Annotated in this window: 21 protein-coding genes; 11 read left to right on the top strand and 10 right to left on the bottom strand. The window is 68.5% G+C overall.

Annotated elements, in window-relative coordinates:
* Positions 1–8 precede the first annotated feature (8 nt).
* Positions 9–3,509, bottom strand: a complete 3,501-nt coding sequence (car, locus tag NVU01S_RS01410; RefSeq protein ID WP_043672312.1) for a carboxylic acid reductase — start codon at positions 3,507–3,509, stop codon at positions 9–11.
* A gap of 238 nt (positions 3,510–3,747) precedes the next feature.
* On the opposite strand from car, the gene NVU01S_RS01405 reads away from it, so the two are divergent.
* From NVU01S_RS01405 to cyp51, 4 genes are all read left to right on the top strand, one after another.
* Positions 3,748–5,199, top strand: coding sequence for an MFS transporter (locus NVU01S_RS01405; RefSeq protein ID WP_244467295.1), 1,452 nt, complete (start codon positions 3,748–3,750; stop codon positions 5,197–5,199).
* Positions 5,200–5,384: 185 nt separating this feature from the next.
* Entirely contained in the window at positions 5,385–6,434 is a 1,050-nt protein-coding gene (locus NVU01S_RS01400; RefSeq protein ID WP_043672314.1) for an LLM class flavin-dependent oxidoreductase, read from the top strand.
* Positions 6,435–6,449: 15 nt separating this feature from the next.
* The gene (locus NVU01S_RS01395) at positions 6,450–7,814 is read left to right on the top strand and encodes an NtaA/DmoA family FMN-dependent monooxygenase (protein ID WP_043672317.1); all 1,365 of its coding nucleotides are present in this window, start codon (positions 6,450–6,452) and stop codon (positions 7,812–7,814) included.
* An 88-nt stretch (positions 7,815–7,902) separates the two neighbouring features.
* Positions 7,903–9,255: a lanosterol 14-alpha demethylase gene (gene cyp51 / locus NVU01S_RS01390; protein ID WP_043672320.1), complete on the top strand. Its 1,353-nt coding sequence runs from the start codon at positions 7,903–7,905 to the stop codon at positions 9,253–9,255.
* A gap of 70 nt (positions 9,256–9,325) precedes the next feature.
* Here cyp51 and NVU01S_RS01385 read toward each other — a convergent pair whose 3' ends face one another.
* From NVU01S_RS01385 to NVU01S_RS01345, 9 genes are all read right to left on the bottom strand, one after another.
* Complete coding sequence (locus NVU01S_RS01385) at positions 9,326–9,811, bottom strand: glutathione peroxidase (protein WP_043672322.1); 486 nt, start codon at positions 9,809–9,811, stop codon at positions 9,326–9,328.
* The gene (locus tag NVU01S_RS01380) at positions 9,808–11,034 is read right to left on the bottom strand and encodes a cytochrome P450 (protein ID WP_043672325.1); all 1,227 of its coding nucleotides are present in this window, start codon (positions 11,032–11,034) and stop codon (positions 9,808–9,810) included. Before NVU01S_RS01380 ends, NVU01S_RS01385 begins: the two co-directional genes overlap by 4 nt.
* A gap of 84 nt (positions 11,035–11,118) precedes the next feature.
* Positions 11,119–12,711 (bottom strand): succinic semialdehyde dehydrogenase, encoded by a 1,593-nt coding sequence (locus NVU01S_RS01375; protein ID WP_052280715.1) that lies wholly within the window; start codon positions 12,709–12,711, stop codon positions 11,119–11,121.
* A gap of 110 nt (positions 12,712–12,821) precedes the next feature.
* Entirely contained in the window at positions 12,822–14,426 is a 1,605-nt protein-coding gene (locus tag NVU01S_RS01370; RefSeq protein ID WP_043672327.1) for an acyl-CoA synthetase, read from the bottom strand.
* A gap of 6 nt (positions 14,427–14,432) precedes the next feature.
* On the bottom strand, positions 14,433–15,695 hold the full coding sequence (locus NVU01S_RS01365) for a hypothetical protein (RefSeq protein WP_043672463.1): 1,263 nt from the start codon (positions 15,693–15,695) through the stop codon (positions 14,433–14,435).
* A gap of 5 nt (positions 15,696–15,700) precedes the next feature.
* On the bottom strand, positions 15,701–16,249 hold the full coding sequence (locus tag NVU01S_RS01360) for a Cif family virulence factor (protein WP_043672329.1): 549 nt from the start codon (positions 16,247–16,249) through the stop codon (positions 15,701–15,703).
* Positions 16,249–16,455, bottom strand: coding sequence for a ferredoxin (locus NVU01S_RS01355; protein WP_043672331.1), 207 nt, complete (start codon positions 16,453–16,455; stop codon positions 16,249–16,251). Before NVU01S_RS01355 ends, NVU01S_RS01360 begins: the two co-directional genes overlap by 1 nt.
* Positions 16,452–17,246, bottom strand: a complete 795-nt coding sequence (locus NVU01S_RS01350) for an SDR family oxidoreductase (protein WP_043672334.1) — start codon at positions 17,244–17,246, stop codon at positions 16,452–16,454. Before NVU01S_RS01350 ends, NVU01S_RS01355 begins: the two co-directional genes overlap by 4 nt.
* Positions 17,246–18,448, bottom strand: coding sequence for a cytochrome P450 (locus NVU01S_RS01345; protein ID WP_043672336.1), 1,203 nt, complete (start codon positions 18,446–18,448; stop codon positions 17,246–17,248). The genes NVU01S_RS01350 and NVU01S_RS01345 overlap by 1 nt, the downstream gene beginning before the upstream one ends.
* Positions 18,449–18,748: 300 nt before the next feature.
* On the opposite strand from NVU01S_RS01345, the gene NVU01S_RS01340 reads away from it, so the two are divergent.
* The 7 genes from NVU01S_RS01340 to NVU01S_RS01310 all read left to right on the top strand — a co-directional run bounded on the left by NVU01S_RS01340 (position 18,749) and on the right by NVU01S_RS01310 (position 26,052).
* Positions 18,749–20,218: an aldehyde dehydrogenase gene (locus NVU01S_RS01340; protein WP_043672339.1), complete on the top strand. Its 1,470-nt coding sequence runs from the start codon at positions 18,749–18,751 to the stop codon at positions 20,216–20,218.
* Positions 20,219–20,230: 12 nt separating this feature from the next.
* Entirely contained in the window at positions 20,231–20,980 is a 750-nt protein-coding gene (locus NVU01S_RS01335) for an SDR family oxidoreductase (protein WP_042255678.1), read from the top strand.
* Positions 20,977–21,852 (top strand): NAD(P)-dependent oxidoreductase, encoded by an 876-nt coding sequence (locus NVU01S_RS01330; RefSeq protein WP_043672342.1) that lies wholly within the window; start codon positions 20,977–20,979, stop codon positions 21,850–21,852. Before NVU01S_RS01335 ends, NVU01S_RS01330 begins: the two co-directional genes overlap by 4 nt.
* The gene (locus tag NVU01S_RS01325; protein WP_043672345.1) at positions 21,849–22,253 is read left to right on the top strand and encodes a carboxymuconolactone decarboxylase family protein; all 405 of its coding nucleotides are present in this window, start codon (positions 21,849–21,851) and stop codon (positions 22,251–22,253) included. The genes NVU01S_RS01330 and NVU01S_RS01325 overlap by 4 nt, the downstream gene beginning before the upstream one ends.
* Before the next feature lie 11 nt (positions 22,254–22,264).
* Positions 22,265–23,734: an FAD-dependent oxidoreductase gene (locus NVU01S_RS01320; protein WP_043672466.1), complete on the top strand. Its 1,470-nt coding sequence runs from the start codon at positions 22,265–22,267 to the stop codon at positions 23,732–23,734.
* 24 nt (positions 23,735–23,758) lie between these two features.
* Complete coding sequence (locus NVU01S_RS01315) at positions 23,759–24,337, top strand: TetR/AcrR family transcriptional regulator (protein ID WP_042255675.1); 579 nt, start codon at positions 23,759–23,761, stop codon at positions 24,335–24,337.
* 128 nt (positions 24,338–24,465) lie between these two features.
* Complete coding sequence (locus NVU01S_RS01310; protein ID WP_043672348.1) at positions 24,466–26,052, top strand: GMC family oxidoreductase; 1,587 nt, start codon at positions 24,466–24,468, stop codon at positions 26,050–26,052.
* Positions 26,053–26,058: the final 6 nt, after the last annotated feature.

Below are 26,058 nucleotides of genomic sequence, written 5' to 3'. Positions count from 1 at the left end.
CCGAGGTCTCAGATCAGGCCGAGGTGGCGCAGGTCGGTGACGTACTTGTCGATCAACTGCGGGGAAAGATGCGGGATGTCCTGATCGGGGCCGATCCGCGCGGACTGCACCGCCGCCTGGAAGTTCTTGGCGGGCAACAGCGAACCGCGCACCGCGCGCAGTGGCCGCCGGTGTGCGTCCAGCAGCGGTAGCAGCGAAGCGTCGCGCTGCTTTTCGGGCAGCGCGCGGATCGCGGTCTCGAAACGCCGGAACCATTCGTCGTAGTCGTCGATCCGCTGCATCGGCACGCCGAAATCGCTGAGCCAGTCGACGAATTCGTCCAGCGAGATGCCGTCGTCGTACGGGTTCCACACGTCGTAGGTATGGAACCCCGAGTCGGCTCGCGCGCCGAGGGTCGTGATCGACTCGGCGACGAAATCGGCGGGCAGGCCGTCGTAGTGGGCGCGCCGGCGCTGCCCGTCGCTGTCGGTCCCATAGAACGAGTACGGTGCGATGCCGGTGAGCACCAGGCTCAGGATGAGCCGGGTGAACACATCGGGGACGTTGAGCTGACCGACGTATGTGCTGTGGGCCAGGATCATGTCCGAGCGGAACACGGCCACCGGCAGACCGCACAGATCATGCGCTTCGCGAAGTAGCACCTCGCCGGCCCATTTGCTGTTGCCGTAGCCGTTCGCGTACCCGGCGTCGATGGTCCGCACCGCGCTCATCTCCCGGATATCGCGCTCCTCGTCGAAGACGGCGGGATCGACCTGAGCGGCCACCGCGACGGTCGACAGGTACGTCACGGGCTTACGGCGCTCGGTGATGGCCAGCCGGATGATCTCGGCGGTGCCGACCACATTCGGCCCGAACAGCTGGCTGTACGGCAGCACATGGTTGACGAGGGCGGCCGGGTGCACGATCAGGTCGACCGTTGCGGCGAGCCGTTGCCAAGTCGCCTCGTCCAGACCGAGATTCGGGTCGCCGATATCGCCCGCGAGCACCTCCAGGTGGTCGGCGGCCAGCTTCCGGTAGCGGTCGAGCAGCTCGGGATCGCCGCTGTCGAACACCGCGTCCAACCGCTTACGCGCGGCGGCCGCGTCGGTGCCGCGCACGATACAGATCAGCGTGCCGCCGGTCTTGTCCAGTCGCTGCAGCCATTCCAGGCACAGGAAGCGGCCGAGATAGCCGTTCGCCCCGGTGAGCAGGACGGTCTGTGCCTGGGCCGGGGCCGCCGGAACCGCTTTCGCGGCAGCGAGAGTGCGCTCGTCGATGAACTTGTCCAGGGTCAGGTCGGCGGCACGAACCTCGGTGCCGGGACCGTGCACCGAGACCAGGCTCGGCCGGCGCGCCCCCGAATGCCGTTCGGCCTCGATGTATTTCGCCAGATCGGCGAGCGAGTTGGCGGGGCTCACGATGACACCCACCGGGACCTCGACGTCGAGCATGTCCTGCAGCAGGGTCGAAAACGACAGTGCGGACAGGGAATCACCGCCGAGATCGGTGAAATGCGCGTCCGGCCGCAACTCCGACGCGGCCAGACCGAGCATCGAACGTGCTGCCCGCGTAACGGTTTCGAGCACCGGCAGCTCGGCCGCGGTGCGCCGCAGCTCGATCAGCTCGTCGTTGCGGTTCGCCTCCATGTCGCGGTACAGCTGCTCCAGTCGCTCGCCATAATGCTCCTTGAGCTTGGGCCGCAACAGTTTCGCGATACCCGAGAGCAGCCCGTTCGCCACGGTGAACGGTTCGGTCTCGACCAGGAACTCACGCGGCAGCTCATAGGATTGCAGCCCAGCTTCTTTCGCGAGCTGCTGCAAGGACTCGGTCAGCGCCGTGTTCAGCGCGTCGGTGACACCGCCGGCCAGCGCGTCCGCGGTGGGCACGATCACCGCGAGCAGGAACGAGCGCTCGCTGTTGCCGTAGATGTAGATCTGCCGGATCAGCGGACTGGTCGCGAACACCGCTTCCAGATGGGCGACCGTGACGAACTCGCCCTGGGCCAGTTTCAGCACATTGTTGCGGCGATCCAGGTAGATCAGCCGATCCGGTTCGAGTTCGGCGACGATGTCCCCGGTCTTGTAGAAACCGTCCTCGTCGAAGATCTCCGCCGTCACCTCGGGACGCCGGTAATAGCCCGGAATCATCCCTTCGGTCTTCAACAGCAACTCACCGCGGGGATGCGGCTGATCTGTCCGGAAGTAGCCCAATTCCGGCACGTCGACGAGCTTGTAATCGATGACCGGCGGACGCTGGACGACATTGTCCTGCAGCACGCCGATACCCGCCTCGGTCGAGCCGTAGCCGTCGTGCAGTTCCAGATCCAGCAGCGACTCCATGAACTCCCGCATCTCGGCCGACAGCGGTGCGCTGCCCGCGATCGCCCCGAGTAAGCGGTCCCCGACCGCGGACAAGCGCAGTTCGGTCTTCAGTTCCTGTTCGAGTTCCGGGCTCGCGTCCGCGGCGGGCGCGCGCCGCGACAGTTCGGCCTGATAGCGCTGGAAGATCATGTCGCACACCCGCGGGACGAAGAACATCTCGGTCGGCCGCACCAGGGCCAGATCCTCGAACAGCGTCGACATATCGCTGCGTGCGGTGAAGTACGCCGTGCCGCCGCGGGCCAGCACACCGCTGAAGGTGGCCCGCCCGGCGACATGACTCATCGGCATGTAGCAGAGCGTGAGGCCGACGCCTTTCGCCCCGTTCAGCCACGTCGTGCGGTTCAACCCCTCGGTGTACATGGCACCCTTCGGCGTGCCGGTACTGCCGGAGGTGTAGATGAGCAGGGCCAGCGGATCCTCGTCCGCGGCGGGAACGAACAGCGGCGCGGCCGGCAGTTCGCCGCCGCGCGCGCGTACCGCGTCGAGCGTTTCGACGACCACCGCACTGCCCGCGTCGCTCAACCGCCTGCGCGCGGACTCCAACGCCGCCCGGTGATCATCGTCCGCGGGGCGGTAGTCGAACACCACCAGCCGTTCCGGCGAGGCGCCCCCGGTCAGCAATTCCACGGCGACGTCGAGGTGGTCGGGTGTCGCGGCCAGCACCCGCGGCGTGGTCTCGGCCAGGATCGCGGCCAGCTGCGGGGCCGCAGCGCCGGACTGCAGCGGCACGGTGACGAGGCCGAGATGGATGTTCGCGAGATCGAGGGTGCCGTAGTCGATGCTGGTGAAGCCGAGCAGAGCGACGAAATCCCCCGCCCGCAAAGGCCTTTCGGGATCTCCATGCCACGCTGCGGCCACCGCGCGGACCCGCGCCCACAGCTCGCGGTAGGTCAGGGTCTCGAATTCCGGGAGCAGCCGGAAAGTGGTGCGACCGCTCTCGGTGACCGGCTCGCTCGCCCGCTGCCCCACCGCGGGGCGGTCCGCATAACGCTCCATCACGGTCGCCATGATCTGCGCCAGGCGCAGGCCCGGCGCCCGGATCGCCTCGACCACCTCCGGGTCCGGCACCGCGGCTTTCACCTGCTCGTCTTCGGCGAACAACTGTGCAATTCGACGCCGTAGCCGATCGCTTCGCGAATCAGTCGCCATGTCGCAAGTCTCCCTCGTTCGCAAGTAGGAAAGCCCTGTATCCGCAAAACACGTTAGCCTATCTAAGTATTCCGCCGAACCCCGTCCACCACCGATAACTCCAGTGGCATTTCCCACAGCGACCGGAATAATGTAGCGAAATTCGGACTATACGGACCGATCGGTTATCCAGGTGTTGCCGATACCAGTGTCAACGGGCTCCTGTTACCCGTGCCGCCGGGACCGCAAGATCGAAACCATGACCCAGATCCTGTCGCCGGATGCGGCAGCGGCACCCGCTGTCGCTTCGCCTCCGGCCGTCCCACCTGCCGCGTACGGTGCGCGGCGCACCCTCGCCATCCTCGCCGTGATCCTGACCGGGCAGTTCATGGCAGTGCTCGACGCCTCCATCGTCAATGTCGCGATTCCGTCCATCCGCAGTTCGCTGCACACCTCCGGCGCCGCGCTGCAATTGATCGTCGCCGGGTATGTCATCGCCTACGCCGTGCTGCTGGTGACCGGGGCCCGCCTCGGCGACCGGTTCAGCCAGCGCCGCATGTTCATCGCCGGGCTGGCGGTGTTCACCCTCGCCTCGCTCGTCTGCGGGCTGGCCTGGAACGAGGTGTCGCTCATCGTCTTCCGGTTCGCGCAGGGCGTGGGCGCGGCGGCGATGGTGCCGCAGATCATGACGCTCATCCAGCGCAACTTCACCGGCAACGCCCGGGCCAAGGCGCTCAGCGTGTACTCCGCGATCATCTCCGGCGGCATGGTCGCCGGCCAGGTGCTCGGCGGGCTCATCGTGAATGCCGATGTGCTGGGCAGTAGTTGGCGCGGCGTGTTCCTGGTGAACGTGCCCATCGGTGTGGTGCTGCTGGTGGTGGCGCCGCGCATCCTGCCCACCGTGACCGAGCGTTTCGACCGCAAGCTCGACCTGGCCGGACTCGGCATGCTCACCGCCGCGGTACTCGCGCTGGTGTTGCCGCTGGTGCTCGGCCGGGAGCTGGACTGGCCGCTGTGGTCCTGGATTTCACTGGGCGCCTGCGTGTTCGGCTTCGCGGCGTTCGTCGGCATCGAGCGGGCCGTCGCGCGCCGCGGCGCGGAACCCCTGTTCTCACACCGGGTGCTCGCCGCGCCGGGTCTGCTGCTGGCCGCCGCGACCTTGTTCGTCATCATGGCGACCTTCGGCGGGTGGATGTTCGTCATGGCCATCCACCTGCAGAGCACACTCGGCTACAGCGCATTGCACGCCGGCCTGCTGTTCATTCCCATGGGCGTGACGTTCGCGATCACCGGTCTCAACTGGGAACGCATCCCGCATCGCTGGCACCCGGCGATGATTCCGGCCGGTCTCGTGCTCGCCGCCGCGAGCATGGTCACGGTGGGCGCGCTGCTGCGCGACGGCGCCGACGTCGGGGCGCTCGTGCTGGTGCTGCTCGGGGTGTGCGGCGTCGGCAACGGGCTCGCGTTCAGCCCGCTGATGACCAAGACCCTGGCGAAAGTCCCGATGCGGCTGGCCGCGGATGCCAGCGGCATCCTGGTGACCAACGTGCAGCTCGGCATCGTAGTCGGCATCGCCACGTTCGGCACCCTGTTCCTCGGGCTGGCCGGTTCCAGCACGCTGTCCGCAGCGCACGCGCTCGGTGGCACCGCGATCGCGGAGGGCGTCACGGTGCTCGTCGCCGCGGCGCTGTCGGTCCGCGCGGCCCGATAGGAGCGGGTGCGAATCCCTGGATCCGCACGGCGGACCCGGGATTCGCGGGATTCGTGCGGTCATCCTTCGAATCAGGGCGAGGCAAACCATCGCGCCCGGCGGGCGGCGGCAGCAAGCTCGAGAGGGCTGCTTCGCCCCGGCCACGGGGCGGCCGCGGAATTCTCGAAGATGGAAGTAGGTGCCGGATGGGCGTTTTCGCGCTCGGCGTGGAACTCGACGGCGAAGGTTTCCATCCCGAGGCGTGGCGGCGCGCCGCGCATACGCCGGATCGGCTGCTCGCCGGCGACACGGTCCGCGAGCGGGTCGCCGTCGCCGAGAACGCGGGCTTCACCTTGGCGACCTTCGCGGATTCCATTCTGCCGCCCACGGATGTCCCGGGCCGGATCGACGCGGTCACCCGCGCGTCGTTCGTGGCGGCGACCACCAGCACGATCGGCCTGGTGCCCACCGTCGCCACCACCTATGCCGAACCGTTCCACACCTCGTCGCAGATCGCCACGCTCGATTACGCCTCCCGCGGCCGGGCGGGCTGGATCGCCGAACGCGTCGACGACCCCCGCGCCGCACGCGCGTGGGGGCGCGCTCAGGTAACCGACGCCGCCGAACTGGCCAGGGAGCAAAAGGATTCCATCGAGGTCGTCCGACGACTCTGGGACTCCTGGGAGGACGACGCGGTGATCCGCGACTACCCGAACGGCCGCTTCCTGGACCGGAACAGGCTGCACTACATCGACTTCCGCGGCGAGACCTTCGCGGTGAAGGGTCCGGCGATCGTGCCGCGACCGCCGCAGGGACAACCGGTCGTCTTCGGCGCGGACGGCGAGGTGGACGTGCGGCTGGTCGCCGCCGATTCCGTCGCGGCCGCGATCGATGCGGCGCAGCGGTCCCGATCGGCGGGCACGCCGCTGACCTTCGCCGAGATCGACGTCACCCTGGACACCCCTACCGCGACGGCCGAGCAGCGCTTCGGCGCGGCACCGTCCAGTTCCCCTGCCCGACTGGCCTTTTCCGGTTCCGCGGCGGCGCTGGTCGATCTGCTCACCCATCTCAGCGGCCACCTGGACGGCGTGCGCCTGCATCCGGCGGTCATCGACGAAGACCTGCCGGTGCTCGCCCGGCAGGTGCTGCCCGCGCTGCTGCGCACGGGTGTCGCGCATCGGCCGGTCCCCGGCTCGACCCTGCGCGCCAATCTCGGACTGGGTCGCCCCGCCAACCGCTACGCCGCGACGAACTAGACAGGAATCAACGAGATGACAGTCCCGCCGCGCCCGGACGCCCAGGTCCACTTCGGGGTGTTCTTCCAGGGCGTCAACCACACCACCATCTGGTCCGATCCGGCAAGCGGTTCCCAGATCGATTTCGAGACCTTCCGCCGAGTCGCGCAGACCGCCGAGCGCGGGCTGTTCGACGCGTTCTTCCTCGGCGAGGGCCTGCGCCTGCGCGAACAGGACGGCCGGATCCTGGAACTCGATATCGCGGGCCGGCCGGACGCGATCGCGCAGCTGGCCGCGCTGGCGGGTGTCACCCGGCATATCGGCTTGGTCGCCACCCAGAACACCACCTACAACGAACCCGCCGATCTCGCGCGACGGCTGAGCGGACTGGACCTGATCTCCGGCGGGCGTGCCGGATGGAACGCGGTCACCACCGACAACGCCTGGACCGGTGAAAACTTCCGGCGCGGCGGCTATCTCGACCACGCACTGCGCTACGAGCGGGCGGGTGAGTTCCTCGCCACCGCCCGGGCGATCTGGGATTCCTGGCGCGACGGCGCGATCGCGACGTCACCGCAGAGTCCCGGCTGGGCGGAAGCGGACGCGGTGCGCCCGGTCGAACGGTCCACCGATCATTTCCGCGTCGCGATCACTCCTACCTTGCCGCGCAGCCCGCAGGGGCATCCCGTCATCTTCCAGGCAGGCGATTCCGCGACCGGGCGGGACTTCGCCACCGCCCACGCCGACGTCATCTTCTCCAGGCACGGCACCCATTTCGACGACGCGCTCGCCTTCGCGAACGATATCCGCGCCCGGCTGCGCGCCGCGGGCAGGCCGGCGGACGACATCAAGATCCTGCCCGGCACCCAGATCGTGCTGGCGGAGAAGGAATCCGAGGTCGAGGAGAAGGTCCGCTGGGTCAAGGCCGGCCAGTACACCGGGCAGACCGCACTGTCGCTGGCCGGTCAGGTGTGGGGCCGGGACCTGTCGCACCTGGACCCGGACGGCCCACTGCCGGAGGAAGATCCGGAGCCACGCCCCATCTCGGAGACCCGCGGCGCGCCCCGGCACGGCCAGGACCCGCAGAGCATCGCGCGCGAATGGCGTGCTCGCGCGGAAGCCGAAAACCTTTCGCTGCGAGCGGTGGTCATCGCGTCCACGGAGCGTTCGGGTTTCGCGGGCACGCCCACCCAGGTGGCCGACGAACTGGCGCACTGGGTCCGGCAGGGCGCCGTCGACGGCTTCAACATCTCGCCCTACCTGGTCCCGGGCGGGCTCGACGAGATCATCGACTGGCTGGTGCCGGAACTGCAGGAACGGGGCGTCTATCGCACCGAATACACGGGTACCACGCTGCGCCACCACCTCGGCCTGCGCGCTCCCCTCACCCGTCGCGGTTGACGCACGGCCTTGTCGACACCCGTCGGGCGTAGTACTGTCCAGACAGGTGTCCATATGATCTGCGGGCCGTGCGCTTCGGAGGGTTCCCATGAGTCTCATTACTCCGCAACGGGTCTCGGGTGGACTGGGCGAACACGGTCATCTCGACGAATTCCGGACCGATCCGATCGGTTTGATGCGGCGGGTGCGCGCCGAGTGCGGCGACGTCGGGGTGTTCGACCTGGCCGGGCGCCGGGTGATCCTGCTGTCGGGGGCACAGGCCAACGAGTTCTTCTTCCGGGCCGGCGACGACGAACTCGACCAGGCCGCGGCCTATCCGTTCATGAAGCCGATCTTCGGCGAAGGCGTCGTGTTCGACGCGCCGCCGGAACGCCGCAAGGAAATGCTGCACAATCAGGCCCTGCGGGGCGAGCAGATGCGCGGGCACGCCGCCACCATCGCACGGGAAGTGTCCCGAATGCTCACGGGCTGGGGCGAATCCGGCGAGATCGACCTGCTCGACTTCTTCGCCGAACTGACCATCTACACCTCCTCGGCGTGCCTGATCGGCCCCAAGTTCCGCGACGAACTCGACGAGCGATTCGCCCGGCTCTACCACGATCTCGAACGCGGCACCGACGCGCTGGCCTACGTGGATCCGTACGCGCCGATCGAGAGTTTCCGGCGGCGCGATGCGGCGCGCGTCGAACTGGTGGCGCTGGTGCAGCAGATCATGGACCGCCGCAACGCGAATCCGCCTGCGGGCAAGGATGATCGCGACATGCTCGACGTGCTGATCTCGATCAGGGACGAACACGGCGCGCCCCGCTTCGGCGCCGGGGAGATCACCGGCATGTTCATCTCGATGATGTTCGCGGGCCACCACACCACCTCGGGCACCGCCGCGTGGACGGTGATCGAGCTGCTGCGTCACCCCGACTGGCTGCGCCGGGTGGTCACCGAACTCGACGAGCTGTACGCCGACGGCGCCGATATCAGTTTCGGTGCGCTGCGCCGTATTCCGCAGCTCGAGGCCGTCGTCAAGGAGGCGTTGCGCCTGCACCCGCCGCTCATCGTGCTGATGCGGGTGGCCCGCGCGGACTTCGACGTGTGCGGGCATCGCATCGCCCCCGGCGATCTGGTGGCCGCCACACCCGCGGTGTCCAACCGCATCGCGGCCGACTTCCCGCAGCCGGACCTGTTCGATCCGGCCCGCTATCTGGATCCCAAGCAGGAGGACATCGTCAATAGGTGGACCTGGATTCCGTTCGGAGCCGGGCGGCATCGCTGTGTCGGCGCGGCGTTCGCGCTCATGCAGCTGAAGGCCATCTTCTCGATCCTGCTGCGGGACTGGGAGTTCGAGATGGCGCAGCCCGCGCACAGCTATCGCAACGACCACAGCAAGATGGTCGTGCAGCTGCTGCAACCTTGCACCGTGCGCTATCGGCGCCGCTCGCGCTGAAACCACCGCCCCCGAACATGATTCGAGGCCCGGTCGCGCGGCGTGCGCAGCCGGGCCTCGAACAATGCACTCAGAGCAAGGATTCGATGCCCGCGACGAGCGCGGGCGCATCCGGGGTGACGGTCGGCCGGAACCGGCCCGCCACCTTGCCGTCCCGATCGATCAGGAACTTCTCGAAGTTCCACTGCACCTCGCCCGCCGCGCCCTCGGCGTCGGCGGTCTGCACCAGCGTCTCGTAGAGCGGGTGCTGCTGCTCGCCTTTCACGTCGGCCTTGGCCAGCAGCGGGAAGTCGACCCCATAGGTGGTCGAGCAGAATTCCTGGATTTCCGCGGCCGTACCGGGCTCCTGACCCATGAACTGATTACACGGCACGCCGACCACGGTGAAACCGCGCGGCGCATAGGTCTGCTGCAACTCGACCAGCCCGGAATACTGCGGGGTCAGCCCGCATTTGGATGCCACGTTGACCAGCAGCACCACCTTGTCCCCGGCCAGTTCGGCCAGTGTGGTCGCCTCGCCGTTCAGCGTCTGCAACGGTACGTCTCGAAGAGTCATTCGTATCGGACCTGCCAATTCTTGATTCCGTTGATCCACCCCGACCGCAACCGTACCGGATCGGCGACCTGGGTGATCTCGGGCATCGCGTCGGCGATGGCGTTGAACATCAGGTCGATTTCCAGCCGGGCCAGGTTGGCGCCCACGCAATAGTGCGCGCCGGTGCCGCCGAAGCCGACATGCGGATTCGGATCCCGCAGCACGTCGAAGGTGAACGGGTCGGTGAACGCCGCCTCGTCGAAGTTGGCCGAGCCGTAGAACAGCCCGAGTCGTTCACCGCGCCGGATCGCCTGGCCACCGATCTCGGTGTCCGCCGTCGCGGTGCGCTGGAACGAGCTGACGGGGGTGGCCCAGCGCACGATCTCGTCGGGTGCGGTACGCGGCCGCTGCTGCCGATACAGCTCCCATTGCTCCGGATTGTCCACAAAAGCTTTCATCCCGTGCGTAATCGCATTACGTGTCGTTTCATTGCCTGCCACCGACAGCAGGATGACGAAGAAGCCGAATTCGTCGGAGCCCAGTCCGGCGCCGTCGACATCGGCGTGCACGAGTTCGGACACGATATCCCCCGCCGGATTCGCCCGCCGCTGCTCGGCCAGGTGCCATGCGTACCCCAGAATTTCGGCGGAGGCGAGCGCGGGATCACCGTAATCGGGGTCGTCGTAGCTGAGCATCTGATTGGACCAGTCGAAGAGTTTGCGCCGGTCGGCCTGCGGCACTCCGAGCAATTCGGCGATGGCCTGCAACGGCAGTTCGCAGGCGACCTGTTCGACGAAGTCGCCGCCGCCGGTTTTCCGCGCCTCGTGCACGATGGCATGCGCGCGTTCGGTCAGCGCCGCGCGCAGGCCCTCGACCGCGCGCGGGGTGAAGCCCTTCGTGATGATCTTGCGGAATTTCGAATGCTTCGGCGGATCCATGTTGATCAGCAGCACACCATTGGCGGCCTGCTGTTCCGAGGTGATGTCGTCGCGTAGCCGGATGATCGAGCCGTTGCGTTCGGAGGAGAACAGCTCCGAATTGCGGGAGATCTCTTTGACGTCGGGCAGGGTGCTCACCACCCAGTAGCCGCCGTCACGGAACCCGCCGGACTGTTCGTCCGGTTGCGAATTCCACCACACCGGCGCCGTCCGGCGCAGCAGCGCGAATTCCTCGACGGGTCTTCGCCGCTCCCACAGCCCGGGATCGGTGAAGTCGAATCCGGCGGGCAACGAAGGCGTCACCATGGGTACCTCCTCAACGGCCGACCGCGCCGCGGCCGAATCCGGGCCCGGCCGAACGCATCTGCCCTCGACCGCGCCGGATCCGGCTCAGCGCAGCCTGGTTCGGCGCATCAGCCGCAGCGACATCAGCGTCGTCTTCACTTGCTTCTCGTAGGGCTGCCCCGCACGCGCGGCGAGCACCTGACGTTTGAGCACCCCGACATTCACCGTGTCGGTGTATTTGAGCAGCCCCTGATCACCGTGCCGGGTGCCGACACCGGACTGCTTGAGCCCGCCCGACGGCGTCGCCTTGGCCGCGTAGGTCGCCACGAAACCGTCGTTGATGTTGATATTGCCCGCTTGCAGTTGCGCGGCGATCCGGTTGGCGCGGGCCAGGTCCCGGCTCCACACGCTGGCGTTCAAGCCGTAGTCGGTGGCATTGGCGAGCCGGATGGCGTCGCGTTCGTCGTCGAACGGGTAGACGCTGACGACCGGACCGAATGTCTCCTGCGTCGCGTGCGCCATCTCGGGCGTGACGCCGGTGAGCACGGTCGCCTCGTAGAACGCCGGGCCGACGTCCGGGCGCGCCTTGCCGCCGACCAGGACGGTCGCGCCCTTCGCGCGGGCTTCCTCGACGTGCGCGGCCACCCGGTCGCGATGCTGGGGCGATACCAGCGAGCCGAATTCGGGTGTGTAGTCGTAGGCGGCGCCGATCTTCGTGTTCAACGCCGCGGCGGCGGCGACCAGGCCGCGCACGAAATCGTCGTACCGGCTGCGGTGCACGTAGATCCGCTCGATATGCATGCAGGCCTGGCCGGAGTTGGCGAACACCGCGAAGGTCGCGCCGGCGATCGCCTCGTCCAGGTTCGCGTCCTCGAGCACCAGCATCGGATTCTTGCCGCCCAGTTCCAGACTGCACCCGATGAGGTTGCGTCCGGCGCGCTCGCCCACCACCCGGCCGGTCGCGGTCGAACCGGTGAACATCACGAAATCCACGGCATCGATCAGGCTCGGCCCGATATCCGGCCCCTCCCCGCAGACCACCTGGACCAGCCCACGCGGCAGTCCCGCCCGCTGCAGCAGCTCCACGCCGAACAGCACGCAGAGCGCGGTCTTGTTGTCCGGCTTGAGGATGACGCCGTTGCCCGCGATCAGCGCGGGCATCGCGTCGGAGAGCGCGATGGCGAAGGGAAAGTTCCACGGCGCGATGACCGCCACCAACCCCTTGGGGCGATGCTCCTCGGTCGAGGTCGTGAGCAGCGGCAGGGCGCCACCGCGCCGCTTCGGCCGCAGCACCCGGCGCGCGGTCTTCAGGTAGTGGCTGATGACCATCGGCACGTCACAGGATTCCTCGACCGCCATCCGGCGGGTCTTGCCGCAGCCGATCTGGATCAGATCGGCGATGGTCTCGACCTCGCTCAGGATCAGTTCGTGCGCCCGCTCGAACACCCGCAGCCGATCCCGCAGCGGCAGCGCGGCCCATTCCCGTTGCGCGGCACGGGCACTCACCCCGGCGACGCGGACATCGTCGGGCGTGGACTGCGGCAGCTCGCCCAGCGCCGCACCGGTGTAGACCTCCGTCATCGGATACGGCGCGGCGGTGCCGTCGGCGGCGATCGCGCCGGTGAGGCGCTCGATCAACGCGGCGGTGATCCGGGCGGGCAACGCCGCCGCCGGGGTATGGGTGGTCTCAGTGGTCATCGGGGCTTCTTCTCCATGACGTGCGTAAGCGCCGCAGTAGTCCGGCCGGGTGCGATCCTCGAATTAGAACACGTTCTTGTCTGGTGCCGTGGCGGTTCGGGGCACACGATTCAGTCCGCCCGATGGTCGGGCGCATGGTCCTCGGTGTGGCGCAACGCCCAGCGGTAGTCGGGTTTGCCGCTCGGCGTCCGGCCGACCATATCGACCAACCAGAGCTGCTTGGGCACCTTGTAGCCCGCCAGATGGCGGCGCACATGCGCGTCCAGCGCCGCGAAATCCAGCGGTCCCGTCACCGACAGCACGGCCGCGACCTGCCGCCCCCAGCGCTGGTGCGGTACACCGACGACCACCGCGTCATAGATCCCGTCGTAGGCTTTCAGCACACCTTCGACCTCTTCGACGAACACCTTCTCCCCACCGGTGTTGACCACCATGTTGCCGCGCCCGAGCAGCGTGACCGTCCCGTCGGGCTCGACCCGCGCCCGGTCGTCGGTGACCACGATCCGCGCGCCGTCGACCGTCTTGAACAGCTTCGCGGACTTCACCGGATCCTTGTAGTAGCCCAGCGGCACCGAGCCGGATTTCGCCAGCCACCCCTGCTCGCCCGGCCGCACCGGTCGCCCGTCGTCGTCGACCACGAGTGAGCCGCGCCCGGTACGCACCCGCGGCCCCTGACCCGGGTTGTCGTCCTTCTGCGCGAAACCGATACCGCCGAAACCGGTTTCGGAGGAGCCGATCGAATCCGTCACAACCAGCGACGGAAACAGCTCCAGCATGGCGTTTTTCACCGGTTGCGAGAGCAACGCCGCGCCGGAACCGACCGCGAGCAGGCTCGACGCGTCGACCGGAGCCGCCCGATACGCGTCGAGCAAGGGCCGAGCCATCGCGTCGCCGGTGATCACCATGACCTGCGGACGGTCCCGGACCACTGTCTGCCACACCCGATTCGGATCGAAACGCGGTTCGAATACCACCGCGTTGCCCGACCACAGCGCCGTGAACGTCGGCATCATGGCAGCCGCGTGGATCAGCGGCGGCAGTACGAGCCACCGGCTCTGCTCCCCCTGCGCCCCGGCCCTGGACTGTGCGTACTCGTCGGCGACCGGGACGCCGGTATAGAAATCGATGCCGCCGCCGAGCACCCGCCACATGTCCTCTTGGCGCCACATCACGCCTTTCGGCAAGCCGGTGGTGCCGCCGGTGTACATCATGAACAGGTCGTCGGCGCTGCGCTCCAAGTCGACCCGGGCGGGTGCGCCCGCGGCCACCGCGTCCGCGTAGTGCACGGCGTCCACGGGCGGGTCGGCGTCCGCGCTACCGTCCGGGACCACGATCCGATGGCGCAGCAAGGGAATCCGGGCCGCCGCGTGCTGCACGGCCTGCGCGTAGCCCGCGTGATAGACCAAGGCCTGCAGGTCCGCGTTCCGGTAGACATAGCGCAGCTCCTCGACGCCGTAGCGGTAGTTGATGTTGATCGGCACGGCCCGGATCTTGAAGCAGGCCAGCAGCGTTTCCATGGTCTCGATACCGTTGTGCATCTGGAAACCGACGTGGGTGCCCCGCCCGATATCCACGGACGTCAGGAATGCGGCCAGCTGATTCGCGCGGGCGTCCAGCTCGGCGAAGGTGCGGCTGCGCCCGCCTTCGAGCAGGGCCACGCGCTCGGGCATCGCGTCGACGGCGTGCTCGAACAGGTCGGCGAAGTTACGGGCCACGGCAATTCACTCTCTCGATACGGGTGACACCACCGTCAGCGGCAGGGGTGTGCCGCGCTCGGCGAAGACGAAAGCCGCGCCGGTGCTGATCCGGGTCACCGCGACCTCGGTCGACTCCCGGAACGGGTGCTCGGCGCGGGAGAACTCGACGACCAGCGCGTCCGCCGTCGAATCGGCCGCGCGCGCGACATATCGAGGGTTCACCCCGCGCGCGATTGCCTCGACGGCCGCGAGGTGCTCGGCGTCGATCAGGGCGGGCCACGCGCCGTCGGACACCGCGGCGCTGGAGCGGGGAAGCACAAGACGCACACCGGATTCGGTGTGCGCGACGCGCACACCGGTGTAGGCCAACGGATTCCAGGCCGGGTGCAGGCGCAACACGGCGGCGAGCGCGGCGTCGTCGTCGCCCAGATCGAGCGCTAGGCGTAGTCGTTCGGCGGTGAGCCCGGCGATCCCCGCGAACTGCTTGCAGCACAGTGCCGTCGCCGCGGCCGGATCGAGCCGGGAGCGCACGGCGATCATGAATCCGAGGGTCAGCAGGTGATGTTGCAGGCACACTTCCTCGGCCAGCCGCACCAGGGCGGACTTCGAGAAGTCGGCGAAGCGCAGATCGCTCAGCAGCGGTCCCGCGTAGTCCGAGCGTCCCTGCTCGTCCGGGTCGATCTCGGCCAGCGCGAGCCGAGCGGCGGCCGAGCCCGCCACCAGCTCCGCGTGCGGCGGTATCGGCGGCGGGGTGTGCGCGGTGTCGATGGTGACCGTCCACGCACACATCGGTTTCCGGTCCGCGGGCCGGCGCGGCGGGCGATGGATCGGTCGCACCCGGGCGTGCGGGTTGGTGGCCAGCGCGGTCGCGTCGAAGGTCGGGTCCTCGATGTCGTGACACATCGCGACCACGAAATCGGGGCCCAGCGGCTCGACGTCCATCAGTGCACCGCAGTGGTCGAGCCAGAACTCCCCGTGCGCGCCGTCCGCGACGCGGAACCGGAAGTCCATGAATTGCGGCGGCGCGCCGATATCCAGTTGCAGCCCTTTGAAGATCGTCGGCACATCGTCGCCGACGAAGCCCAGTGCGCGTTGCATCCGTCGCGTGTAGACGGGGCTGGCCAACTGCCATTCTTCGATGGCGACGGCGGTCATCCCGTCCTTGCCGAAGGCCGCGATGGTGTGTGCCATGCCCGATCGATCGATGAGGTGCCCGCACAGCAGTAACTCGGGCACCAGCACGGCGAGCTGCGCCCGGGTCAGCTGCGCGAAGTTGCTCGCTGTCATCGCATTCACCACAGGGACGCGGGCGCTTCGCCGATGCGATACCAGCCGGGCAGCGGTCCCGCGACCGACCGCTGGATCCGCTGCTGCATGCCCTCGGTGAGCGCGTTGTCGCCGATCATCGCCAGGAACATCTGCGAGACGTTGCCGTAGTCGAAGAAGTCACGCTGCCAAGACCATTGGAAGTCCCCGCCGTAGCGAAACCAGCTGCCGCCGATGCCTTCGGGTGAATAAGGCCGTCCATCGGGCCGTTTCGCCTCCGACACCTGCTTCCAGAAGCCGATGACGGTCCCGCTACGGTCGTCGATGACGAATTCCTGGTACGGATAGGTCCAGCCGTCGAGGCCCTGCATCTCCTGCCCCAGGGCGAGTTCGCGGATCTCGGCCCGGCCGACCGCCATGAATTCCTGTGCGGGGCCGTAGTTCCAACCGTAGGTCGCGTCCTCGGTGTACATCTCGGCCAGCGGCCGCCAATCGCCCAGTTCCTCGCAGCGCCGGTTCTCCAGCAGCCAGCGGCGGACCATCTCGTCCAGCTCCGCCCGATCGAATCCGGCCATCACCGCTCCCCTTTCGTCGATTCGATGGACAGCGCCCGGGTCGGGCAATATCGCACAGCGCGCTCCACCTCGGCGCGATCGGCCGCGGCCAGGTGGTCCGTCAGGATCTCCACCTTGCCGCGTTTGGGCACCCGGAACGCTTCCGGCGCTTCGTCCTGACACACCGCGTGGCCCTGGCACAGATCCAGGTCGGCGACGACTCTCACTGTCGTTCCTCGTCTCTCGGGCGCACCGGAGCTTCCGGCTGCACCTCGACGAGCACCAGGTGCGCGCCGCGCGGCGCCGAGACCACCGCCGTCACTGCCGCGGCGAGATGCTGGGGACGCAGCATGTTCGCGTGCCGGGCGAAACCCCAGTCCTTCCAGGACTCCAGCAACGGGCCGACCACCTCCGGTGTCGAATCCATCCCCATGCCGGTGAGGGTCGGTCCCGGACGCACCAGGGACGCGCGAACCCCCGTGCCTTCCAATTCCATTCGCAGCTGGGTGACCATCGCCTCCAGGCCCGCCTTGGCCGCGCTGTACGCGCCGGTGCGCGGGCGCGGTTCGGGAGCGCAATCCGAGCTGATCACGACGATGTCGCCACGGCGACGCGCCAGCATCCCCGGCAGCATCCGATGTGCCAGCCGGTGCGCACCACCCAGATGCACCTGTACCTGCCGCAGGAACCGCTCCGGATCCATCTCGTGCACCGGCGAGAACTCGATATCGCCCGCACTGGAGACCAGGATCTCGATGGGGCCCAGGGCCTTTTCCGCGGCCTGCACGAATTCGTCGACCGAGGCGGCGTCGGTGACGTCGAGCGGGTGCGCGAACGCCTCCCCGCCCTCGGCCCGGATCTTGTCCGCCAGTTCCGCGCACCGATCGGCGCGACGCGCACCGAGCGCCACCGGATGCCCGAGCTCGGCCAGCGCGACGGCGGTGGCCGCACCGATCCCCGAGGATGCTCCGGCCACGAGCGCCGGGCGCCGGGCCGGATGTGCTTCGAAACGAGCCACTACTGCACCTCCACCGCGATCGGCAGCTGGGCGAACCCGCGCACGTTCGACGAGTGCACCCGCACCGCATTGCCCTCGTCCACCGTGTACGACCGCACCCGGGACGCGAACTCGCGCAACGCGACTGCCGCCTCAAGCCGGGCCAGGTGCGCGCCGAGGCAGTAGTGCACGCCCGCACCGAAACTCGCCAGCCCGCCCTTGTCCGTGCGATCGATGCGGTAGCTGTCGCCCTCGGCGAACACCGCGGGATCGCGGTTGGCCGAGCCGATCAGCAGCAGCACTTTGGCACCGGCGGGTACGGTCGCGCCGTGATAGTCGAGGTCGGCGGTGGCGGTACGAGCGATCACCTGACTGGAGGTGTCGTAGCGCAGGGTCTCCTCCACCCAGTCCGTGACATGGGCCGGTTCCGCCGCGACCTTCGCGTACTCCCCCGGGTTTCGCGCGCCCCAATACAGCGCGTTGCCGAGCAGTTTCGTCGTCGTCTCGTTGCCCGCCACCACCATCAGGAACAGGAAGCCGATGATCTCGGCGTCCGACAGTGTGTCGCCGTCGATTTCGGCATCCAACAGCGCCGAGGTGAGATCGGCGGTGGGCTTGCGCCTGCGCTCGGCGACCATCTCGGTGTAATAGGTGAGCAGCTTGATCGAGGCCTCGATCGAGGCTTGCGGGATGTCGAGCACGCCGTCTTCGCGATGCACCACCAGATCGGCGAGTCCGCGGATATCGGCGCGGTCGATCTCCGGCACGCCCATCAGTTCGGAGATCACGTCCATCGGCAGCTTGCCCGCGACCTCGTCGATCCAGTCGAACGCACCCTCGGCCAGCGCCGGCTCTAGATAGGAAAGCGTCAATTCCTCGATGCGGCCCTGCATTTCGGCCACCCGCTTCGGCGTGAAGCCTTTGTACACCAGCCTGCGCATGCGCAGGTGCCGCGGATCGTCCATGGCCAGGAACGACATCACCCGGTGCGCGTGCGGACCCCAGGCGGCCGGGTCGAGAGAGACCCCGTTGGCACTGGAAAGCCTTGCGCTGTCCCGGAATCCGGCGGTGACGTCGGCGTGCCGGGACAGTGCCCAGAAGTCCAGGTCGGCGTTGTAGTAGAGCGGCGCTTCGGTCCGCAGCCGCCGATAGGTCGGGTACGGGTCCTCGTGGAAGCGGTAATCGTACGGGTCGAACGTCAAGGGTTCCAGGGCGGCTGTCATCGCGACCGCCGCAGATTCGAGAACAAGTTCCCCCGGCTGGAACAGCCCGATACAGCCGCAGGCAACACATAACTGGACATGTGTCTGGACAGTACCATCGGCACCTACCTCCGACAACGGTTCCGCTGGATTACCACCACCATTGCGCACCGGGACGCCGACGCGCCCGAGAACGGCGCAGATTTCGCGACACGGCCGTACCGCAGCGCGCAGAATGGTCGAAATAGAACGGGTTCTTGCCCATGATCGACGGTTCAGCTTATATTCCGTACACCTGTCCAGACAGCATCGGAGCAATGCATGAACAGCCTTATGCCCGGGGCCGGGACACGGCAGCTGATCGGCGGCAAGCTGGTCCCGGGCGGTAACGGGGTCTTCAGCACGGTGAACCCGGCGACCGAACAGGTCCTCGGGCAGGCCGCCAACGCGAACGCCGCCGACCTGGACGCCGCCGTCGCCGCGGCCCGCACCGCCTTCGACGAGACCGACTGGTCCCGCGAGCACGGATTTCGCGCGCACTGCCTCGAACAGCTGCGCACCGCACTGCAATCCAGAATCGAAGACCTGCGCGAACTCACCATCGCCGAGGCCGGAGCGCCCGCGATGTTCACCCGGGGACCACAGTTGGAAGGGCCGATCGCGGACCTGACCTACTCGGCGACCATGGCCGAAACCTATTCGTGGGAAACCGATCTCGGCGTCGCCGCGCCGATGGGCATCAAGACCCGCAGGGTCCTGCGACGTGAGCCGGTCGGCGTGGTCGGCGCGATCACCCCCTGGAACTTCCCGCACCAGATCGTCTTCGCCAAACTCGGCCCGGCCCTCGCCGCCGGAAACACGGTGGTGCTCAAGCCCGCTCCCGATACCCCGTGGTGCGCCGCGGCGGTCGGCGCGATCATCGCGGAGCAGACCGATATCCCGGCCGGCGTGGTGAACATCGTGACGTCGGCGGATCATGGTCTCGGCGCGCGACTCACCGAACACCCGCTGGTGGACCTGATCAGCTTCACCGGCTCCACCCAGACCGGCCGGGCCGTCGTGCACGGCGCCGCGGCGACGCTGAAGAAGACCTTTCTGGAGCTGGGCGGCAAGTCGGCGTTCATCGTGCTCGACGACGCGGATATCGCGGCAGCCTGTGCGGTGGCGGCGTTCTCGGTGTGCGTGCACGCCGGACAAGGCTGCGCCCTCACCACCCGGTTGCTGGTGCCGCGCGCGGCCTACGCCGACGCGGTGGACGCCGCCGCCGCGACGCTCGCCGGAATCAAGCCCGGTGATCCGGCCGATCCGCGCACCGTCTGCGGTCCGCTCATTTCCGACCGACAGCGGGCGCGCGTGAAGCACTACCTGGAGATCGCGCGCGCCGAGGGCGGCCGCGTGGTGGTCGGCGGCGGCAGGCCGGAAGACCGCGGACGCGGCTTCTATTTCGAGCCGACGCTCGTTGCGGACGTGCCGAATTCGGCCACCGTCGCGCAGGAGGAGATCTTCGGCCCGGTCCTGGTGGTGCTGCCCTACGACGGCGACGAGGACGCCGTCCGGATCGCGAACGACTCCCCCTACGGCTTGTCCGGCTCGGTGTGGGGCACCGACCCCGAGCGGATCCGCCGCGTCACCGAGGGGGTGCGGACCGGGACCCTGAGCGTGAACGGCGGCGTCTGGTATTCCGCCGACGCACCGTTCGGTGGCTACAAGCAGTCCGGCATCGGCCGCGAGATGGGCGTGGCCGGGTTCGAGGAGTACCTGGAGACCAAGCTCATCGCGACCGCCGGATAAAGGAGCACAGTCATGACCCGATTCACGGGAAGGTCCGTCATCGTCACCGGCGCGGCCCAGGGCATCGGCGCGGCCTACGCCGCGGCGCTCGCCGCCGAGGGGGCGAAAGTCGTTGTCGCCGACAAGAATGCCGAGGCGGGCCGGGCCACGGCGGAAAAGATCGCGGCCGACGGCGGCACCGCGGTCTTCGGTCAGGTCGATGTCGCCGATCCCGAATCCGCCGCGGCGCTGGCGGAATTCACCGTCGCCGAGTTCGGCGGCATCGACCACCTGGTCAACAACGCGGCGATCTACGGCGAGATGAAGGTCAACCTCCTGCTGACCGTGCCGTGGGACTACTACAAGACCTTCATGAGCGTGAACATGGACGGGGCGCTGACCATGACCAGAGCCGTCTGGCCGCATATGCGCAAGAAGGGCGGCTCGATCGTCAACCAATCGTCTACCGCCGCATGGATGTACTCGAGCTTCTACGGGCTGGCCAAGGTCGGCGTCAACGGTCTCACCCAGCAGCTCGCGTTCGAGCTCGGCGGTTCGAAGATCCGGATCAACGCCATCGCGCCCGGACCGATCGACACCGCGGCGACGAAGGCCGTCACGCCGGAGCCGATCGTGTCGGAGATGGTCAAGCGGTTGCCGATCCAGCGCATGGGCACACCCGCCGATCTGGTCGGCGCGTGCCTGTTCCTGCTCTCCGACGAGGCGGGCTGGATCACCGGGCAGATCTTCAATGTCGATGGCGGGCAGGTGTTCCGGTCATGAACCACCATCGGATCGGCTTCATCGGGCTCGGCGCCATGGGCGGGCCGATGGCGCGGCGACTGCTCGCCTGGCCGGGTGGATTGACGGTCTGCGACGTGCGTCCGGCGGCGGTACAGCAGTACGTCGAGGCCGGTGCCGCCGTGGCCGGGACCGCGGCCGAACTCGCCGAACAGGCCGCCGTGATCTCGGTGGCAGTCCTGGACGACGACCAGGTACGCGAGGTGCTCACCGGCACCGACGGGGTGCTGCGCACCGCCGCGCCGGGCACCGTGGTGGCTGTGCACTCCACGATCAGCGATCGGACGGCCGAGCAGCTCGCCGCCGAATGCGCCACGCACGGTGTCGAATTCGTCGACGCGCCGGTCAGCGGCGGCGCGCCCGGCGCGGCGAAGGGCAGGCTCGCGGTGCTCGTCGGCGGCAGCGAGACGGCCTTCGCCGCGGTGCGAGAGCCGTTCGGCTGCTTCGCCGATCTGATCGTGCATGCCGGGACGGCGGGCGCCGGAACGCGAATGAAGCTGGCGCGCAACATCCTCCATTTCGTCGCCTTCACCGCCGCCACCGAGGCACAGCGGCTCGCCGAGGCAGCGGGCCTCGACCTCACCACGCTGAGCAAGGTGGTGCGTCACTCCGACGCCGTCACCGGCGGACCCGGCGCCATCATGCTCCGCGACCGCACCGCCCCGATCGCCGAGGGCGACTTCTGGTTACCCATCCTGCGGCACGTGCGCGATCTCGGCGAGAAGGACCTCGGGCTCGCGCTCGACCTCGGTGCCCGCCTCGATGTGGCGCTGCCGCTGACCGAACTCGCCCGCGCCCACCTGGGGACCGGCCTCGGCGTCGGCGCTTCGACCTCCGAAAGGGAATCCGCATGACCGACAACGGTTCCGCCGAGACCACCCGCCGGCGCGGCCTGGCCAAGATGGCCGAGGTCTACGGCACCGAATTCCAGGACTACGCCGGCAGTCACTTCGCCGTCACCGCCGACCATCTCTTCGCCGACATCTGGTCGCGCACCGCGCTGTCGATCCGGGACCGCAGGCTGTTGCTGCTCGGCGCGCTCACCGCGCAGGGCGCCATCGACACGGCGGGCATCCAGATCGGCGCCGCGCTGCGCAACGACGAACTCACCGAGGAGCAACTGCACGAGATCGCGGTGTTCCTCTGCCACTACGTCGGGTGGCCGAACGGCACCAAACTCGACCTGCTGGTGGGCAAGATTGTGGCGCAGCAGCAGAAGGCCGCCCGCGCCGAGCACGACGACCGCACCGAGTGAAGGAACGAAACATGACCGATGCCAATGCCCTTCGCCCCCTGCGCGCGAGCGCGGTCACCGAGTGGGACCTGCGGGCCGACGTCGTCGTCGCCGGATACGGCATCGCCGGGGTCTGCGCGGCGATCGAGGCGGCACGCGCGGGCGCCGAGGTGCTGATCCTGGAGCGGACCGGCGGCTGGGGCGGCGCGGCGGCGATGGCGGGCGGGTTCATCTACCTCGGCGGCGGCACGCCCCTACAGCAGGCGCTCGGCTTCGAGGACACGCCGGAGAACATGGAGACCTTCCTGCTCGCGGCGCTGGGCCCCGGCGTGGACCAGGCCAAAATCGCCGACTACTGCCGGGGCAGCGTCGAGCACTACAACTGGCTGGTGGCCAACGGAGTGCCGTTCCGCGAAGCCTTCTGGGGCGAGCCGGGCTGGGAACCGCCGCACGACGAGGGGCTGATGTATTCCGGCGGCGAGAACGCCGCGCCGTTCAATGCCCTCGCCAAACCCGCACCGCGCGGCCATGTTCCGCAGATGGCGGACAAGAAGATCGGCCGCAAGAGCGGTGGCTACATGCTGATGAAGCCGCTCGCGGAAACCGCCGAATCCCTCGGTGTCCGAGTCGAATACGACCTGCGCATCGGCCGGTTGGTGGTGGACGACGACGATCGGGTGGTCGGGGTGATCGCCCGGCGTTACGGCAAGGAGGTGGCGATCCGCGCCGAGCGCGGACTCGTCCTCGCCACCGGTAGTTTCGCCTATCACCAGCAGATGATCGAGGGCTACGCGCCGCGGCTGATCGGCCGGCCGGCCGCCGCCATCGAGGAGCACGACGGCATCGGTATCCGGGTCGCCCAGGCGCTCGGCGCGGAGCTGGCGCACATGGACGCGACCGAGGTGGCGTTCTTCGGCGACCCGCAGTTGCTCGCGCGCGGCATCCTGGTCAACGGCCGTGGGCAGCGGTTCATCGCCGAGGACACCTATCCCGGCCGGATCGGGCAGGCGACGCTGATCCAGCAGGAGAACCAGGCGTTCCTCGTCATCGACGAGACCGCCTACGAGGCCGGGCTCGCGACCGAGACCTCGACCCCGTTCTTCCGGCAACCACCGACCTGGGCGGCGGAGACGGTCGCGGAGCTCGAGGCCGACATGGGTCTGCCCGAACTCGCCTTGCAGGCGACCGTCGACTGCTACAACCTGCACGCCGCCGCGGGCAAGGACCCGCTGCTCGGGAAGAAGCCGGAATGGGTACGGCCGCTGCGCGGTTCGCTGGCGGCATTCGACATGCGGGGGTTCACCGCGGGTTTCACGCTCGGCGGGCTGCGCACCGACCTGGATTCGCGGGTGCTGCACGTCTCCGGCGCGCCGATCCCCGGGCTCTACGCCGCGGGGCGGTGCACCTCGGGGCTCTGCGCGGGCGGGTACGTGAGCGGCGCGTCGCTGGGTGACGGCAGTTTCTACGGCCGCAGGGCGGGTCTCGCCGCGGCCAAGAACTGACCGGCCGTAGTAGGATCCGGTCACATGTCCGAACCCGAGTCCATCACGCTCGAGGCGACCCGGCGCAGGTTGTCCGGAAAGCAGGCCGACACCGTCGACAAGCTCACCAGGTCGGCGGTGGAAGTGCTTGCCCGCGAAGGATTTGCGGGCATGACCATCCGGATGGTCGCGGCCGCCGCAGGAGTCGGCGCCGCGACCGCCTACACCTACTTCTCCTCCAAAGAGCACCTCGTCGCCGAGATCTTCTGGCGGCGTTTGATGTCCGCGCCCTCACCCGCGAGCGAGGACCCGGACGCGACCGTCCGGGTCGTGGCCGAACTGCGCAACATCGCCATGCTGGTCGCCGACGAGCAGGAGCTGTCCGGGGCGGTCACCAGCGCGTTGCTCGGCCGGGACCCCGATGTCGAGCACCTGCGCGGCCGCATCGGCGCCGAGATCCGCACCCGGATCATCCGCGCACTCGGCCCGGACCCGGACCCCGATGTCGTGGAATCCCTGGAACTGCTGTACGCGGGCGCGCTGGTGCGTGCGGGCATGGGGTACGGCTCCTACTCCGAGATCGCCGACCGGATCGAGAAATCGGCGCTGCTCATCCTGCGATAGGACCGGCACGGTTCGACGCATACCGGCGGCCGCACCGGTGTGACTTGGCTCCGGTTATAGCGAAATCGAACCCCATATCCCGTGTTGCTCGTATCTTGCTCATAGGCAGCGCGGATCGGAGTGGGACAGTGCAACCAGGTGGGCTTACTGCGGATTACGTGATCGTCGGTTCCGGATCCGCGGGGGCGGTGCTGGCGAACCGGCTCAGCGCCGACCCGGGCGTCTCGGTGGTGCTGCTGGAAGCGGGTCCGCGGGACAAGAACAAATTCGCGCACATCCCGGCCGGATTCGCGAAGCTGTTTCGATCCGAGGTGGATTGGGACTACCTCACCGAGCCGCAGCCGGAGCTGAAGAACCGGCAGATCTACTGGCCGCGCGGCAAGATGTTCGGCGGCTCGTCGTCGATGAACGCGATGATGTGGGTGCGGGGATTCCGCGCCGACTACGACGAGTGGGCCTTGCTGGCCGGCGAGGAGTGGGGCTTCGCGGCCGCGGTCGATCAGTTCCGGCGGATCGAAAAGGTCGAGGACGCACAGTATCCCGACGAGGGCGCCGACGGTTTGATCCACGTGTCACGCCAGCGCAGCCCGCGCGCTTCCACCGCGGCGTATCTGGCCGCGGTGCAGGAGGCCGGATTCGGGGTCGAACCGGCGAATCGGCCGGAGCCGGAAGGCTTCACCCAGACCATGGTCACCCAGCGCGGCGGCCGGCGCTGGAGCACCGCCGACGGTTACCTGCGGCCCGCGCTGCGCAGGCCCAACCTCACCGTGCGCTCCGAAGCGCTCGCCACCCGGGTGCTGTTCGACGGAACCCGCGCGATCGGCGTCGAATATCACCAGGGCGGCGGGCCGCACACGGTGACCGCGCGCCGCGAAGTGGTGCTCTGCGGGGGCGCGATCAACAGCCCGCAGCTGCTCATGCTTTCGGGCATCGGCGACCGGGACGAGTTGGCGCGCCAGGGTATTCGCACGCTGCACCACGCTCCGGAGGTCGGCGCCAACCTGCAGGACCATCTCGTCGCGGGCATCGGTTACGGTGCCGCGGACGATACCTTGTTCGGGGCGGAGAAGCCGCGTCAGCTGCTCGACTACTTCCTGCGGCACCGCGGCATGCTCACCTCGAATGTCGCCGAGGCGTACGGCTTCGTCCGCAGCACACCGGATCTCGACATCCCCGACCTGGAGCTGCTCTACGCGCCCGCGCCCTTCTATCACGAAGGTCTCGTCGACCCGACCGAGCACGGCGTCATCCTGGCGACCGTGCTGCTGCGCCCGCACAGCCGGGGCCGCATCACCCTCTCGGCGCCGGATCCGGCCGCCAAACCGGTGATCGACCCGCGCTATCTCTCCGACAGCGCGGGCGCCGACCGCGCCGCGATCATGGCGGGGCTGCGCATCTGCGCCGATATCGCCGCAACCCCGGCGATGCGGGCGGTGCTCGGCCCGCTGATCTATCCGCCCCAGGCGCCGAGCGACCTCGAGGCCACCCTCGAACTGACGCTGAACGGCTACTCGCACACCCTGTATCACCCGGTCGGCACCTGCCGGATGGGCACCGACGCCGCCAGCGTCGTCACGCCGCACCTGGAAGTGCGTGGCGTGCAAGGACTTCGCGTGGCGGACGCCTCGGTCATGCCGATGCTGATCCGCGGGCACACGCACGCGCCCGCCGTTTTCATCGGCGAGCAAGCGGCGCGGTTCATCCGCAACGGCTGAGCGGCA

It is taken from the genome of Nocardia vulneris (assembly GCF_001613425.1).
GTDB classification, from domain to species: Bacteria; Actinomycetota; Actinomycetes; order Mycobacteriales; family Mycobacteriaceae; genus Nocardia; species Nocardia vulneris.
This window is presented reverse-complemented; position numbering and strand designations above follow the sequence as displayed.

Bases quoted from the DNA above. Each gene is read 5' to 3' on its own strand.
- car (WP_043672312.1), bottom strand. From the start codon at position 3,509: ATGGCGACTGATTCGCGAAGCGATCGGCTACGGCGTCGAATTGCACAG.
- NVU01S_RS01405 (WP_244467295.1), top strand. From the start codon at position 3,748: ATGACCCAGATCCTGTCGCCGGATGCGGCAGCGGCACCCGCTGTCGCT.
- NVU01S_RS01400 (WP_043672314.1), top strand. From the start codon at position 5,385: ATGGGCGTTTTCGCGCTCGGCGTGGAACTCGACGGCGAAGGTTTCCAT.
- NVU01S_RS01395 (WP_043672317.1), top strand. From the start codon at position 6,450: ATGACAGTCCCGCCGCGCCCGGACGCCCAGGTCCACTTCGGGGTGTTC.
- cyp51 (WP_043672320.1), top strand. From the start codon at position 7,903: ATGAGTCTCATTACTCCGCAACGGGTCTCGGGTGGACTGGGCGAACAC.
- NVU01S_RS01385 (WP_043672322.1), bottom strand. From the start codon at position 9,811: ATGACTCTTCGAGACGTACCGTTGCAGACGCTGAACGGCGAGGCGACC.
- NVU01S_RS01380 (WP_043672325.1), bottom strand. From the start codon at position 11,034: ATGGTGACGCCTTCGTTGCCCGCCGGATTCGACTTCACCGATCCCGGG.
- NVU01S_RS01375 (WP_052280715.1), bottom strand. From the start codon at position 12,711: ATGACCACTGAGACCACCCATACCCCGGCGGCGGCGTTGCCCGCCCGG.
- NVU01S_RS01365 (WP_043672463.1), bottom strand. From the start codon at position 15,695: ATGACAGCGAGCAACTTCGCGCAGCTGACCCGGGCGCAGCTCGCCGTG.
- NVU01S_RS01360 (WP_043672329.1), bottom strand. From the start codon at position 16,249: ATGGCCGGATTCGATCGGGCGGAGCTGGACGAGATGGTCCGCCGCTGG.
- NVU01S_RS01345 (WP_043672336.1), bottom strand. From the start codon at position 18,448: ATGACAGCCGCCCTGGAACCCTTGACGTTCGACCCGTACGATTACCGC.
- NVU01S_RS01340 (WP_043672339.1), top strand. From the start codon at position 18,749: ATGAACAGCCTTATGCCCGGGGCCGGGACACGGCAGCTGATCGGCGGC.
- NVU01S_RS01335 (WP_042255678.1), top strand. From the start codon at position 20,231: ATGACCCGATTCACGGGAAGGTCCGTCATCGTCACCGGCGCGGCCCAG.
- NVU01S_RS01330 (WP_043672342.1), top strand. From the start codon at position 20,977: ATGAACCACCATCGGATCGGCTTCATCGGGCTCGGCGCCATGGGCGGG.
- NVU01S_RS01325 (WP_043672345.1), top strand. From the start codon at position 21,849: ATGACCGACAACGGTTCCGCCGAGACCACCCGCCGGCGCGGCCTGGCC.
- NVU01S_RS01320 (WP_043672466.1), top strand. From the start codon at position 22,265: ATGACCGATGCCAATGCCCTTCGCCCCCTGCGCGCGAGCGCGGTCACC.
- NVU01S_RS01315 (WP_042255675.1), top strand. From the start codon at position 23,759: ATGTCCGAACCCGAGTCCATCACGCTCGAGGCGACCCGGCGCAGGTTG.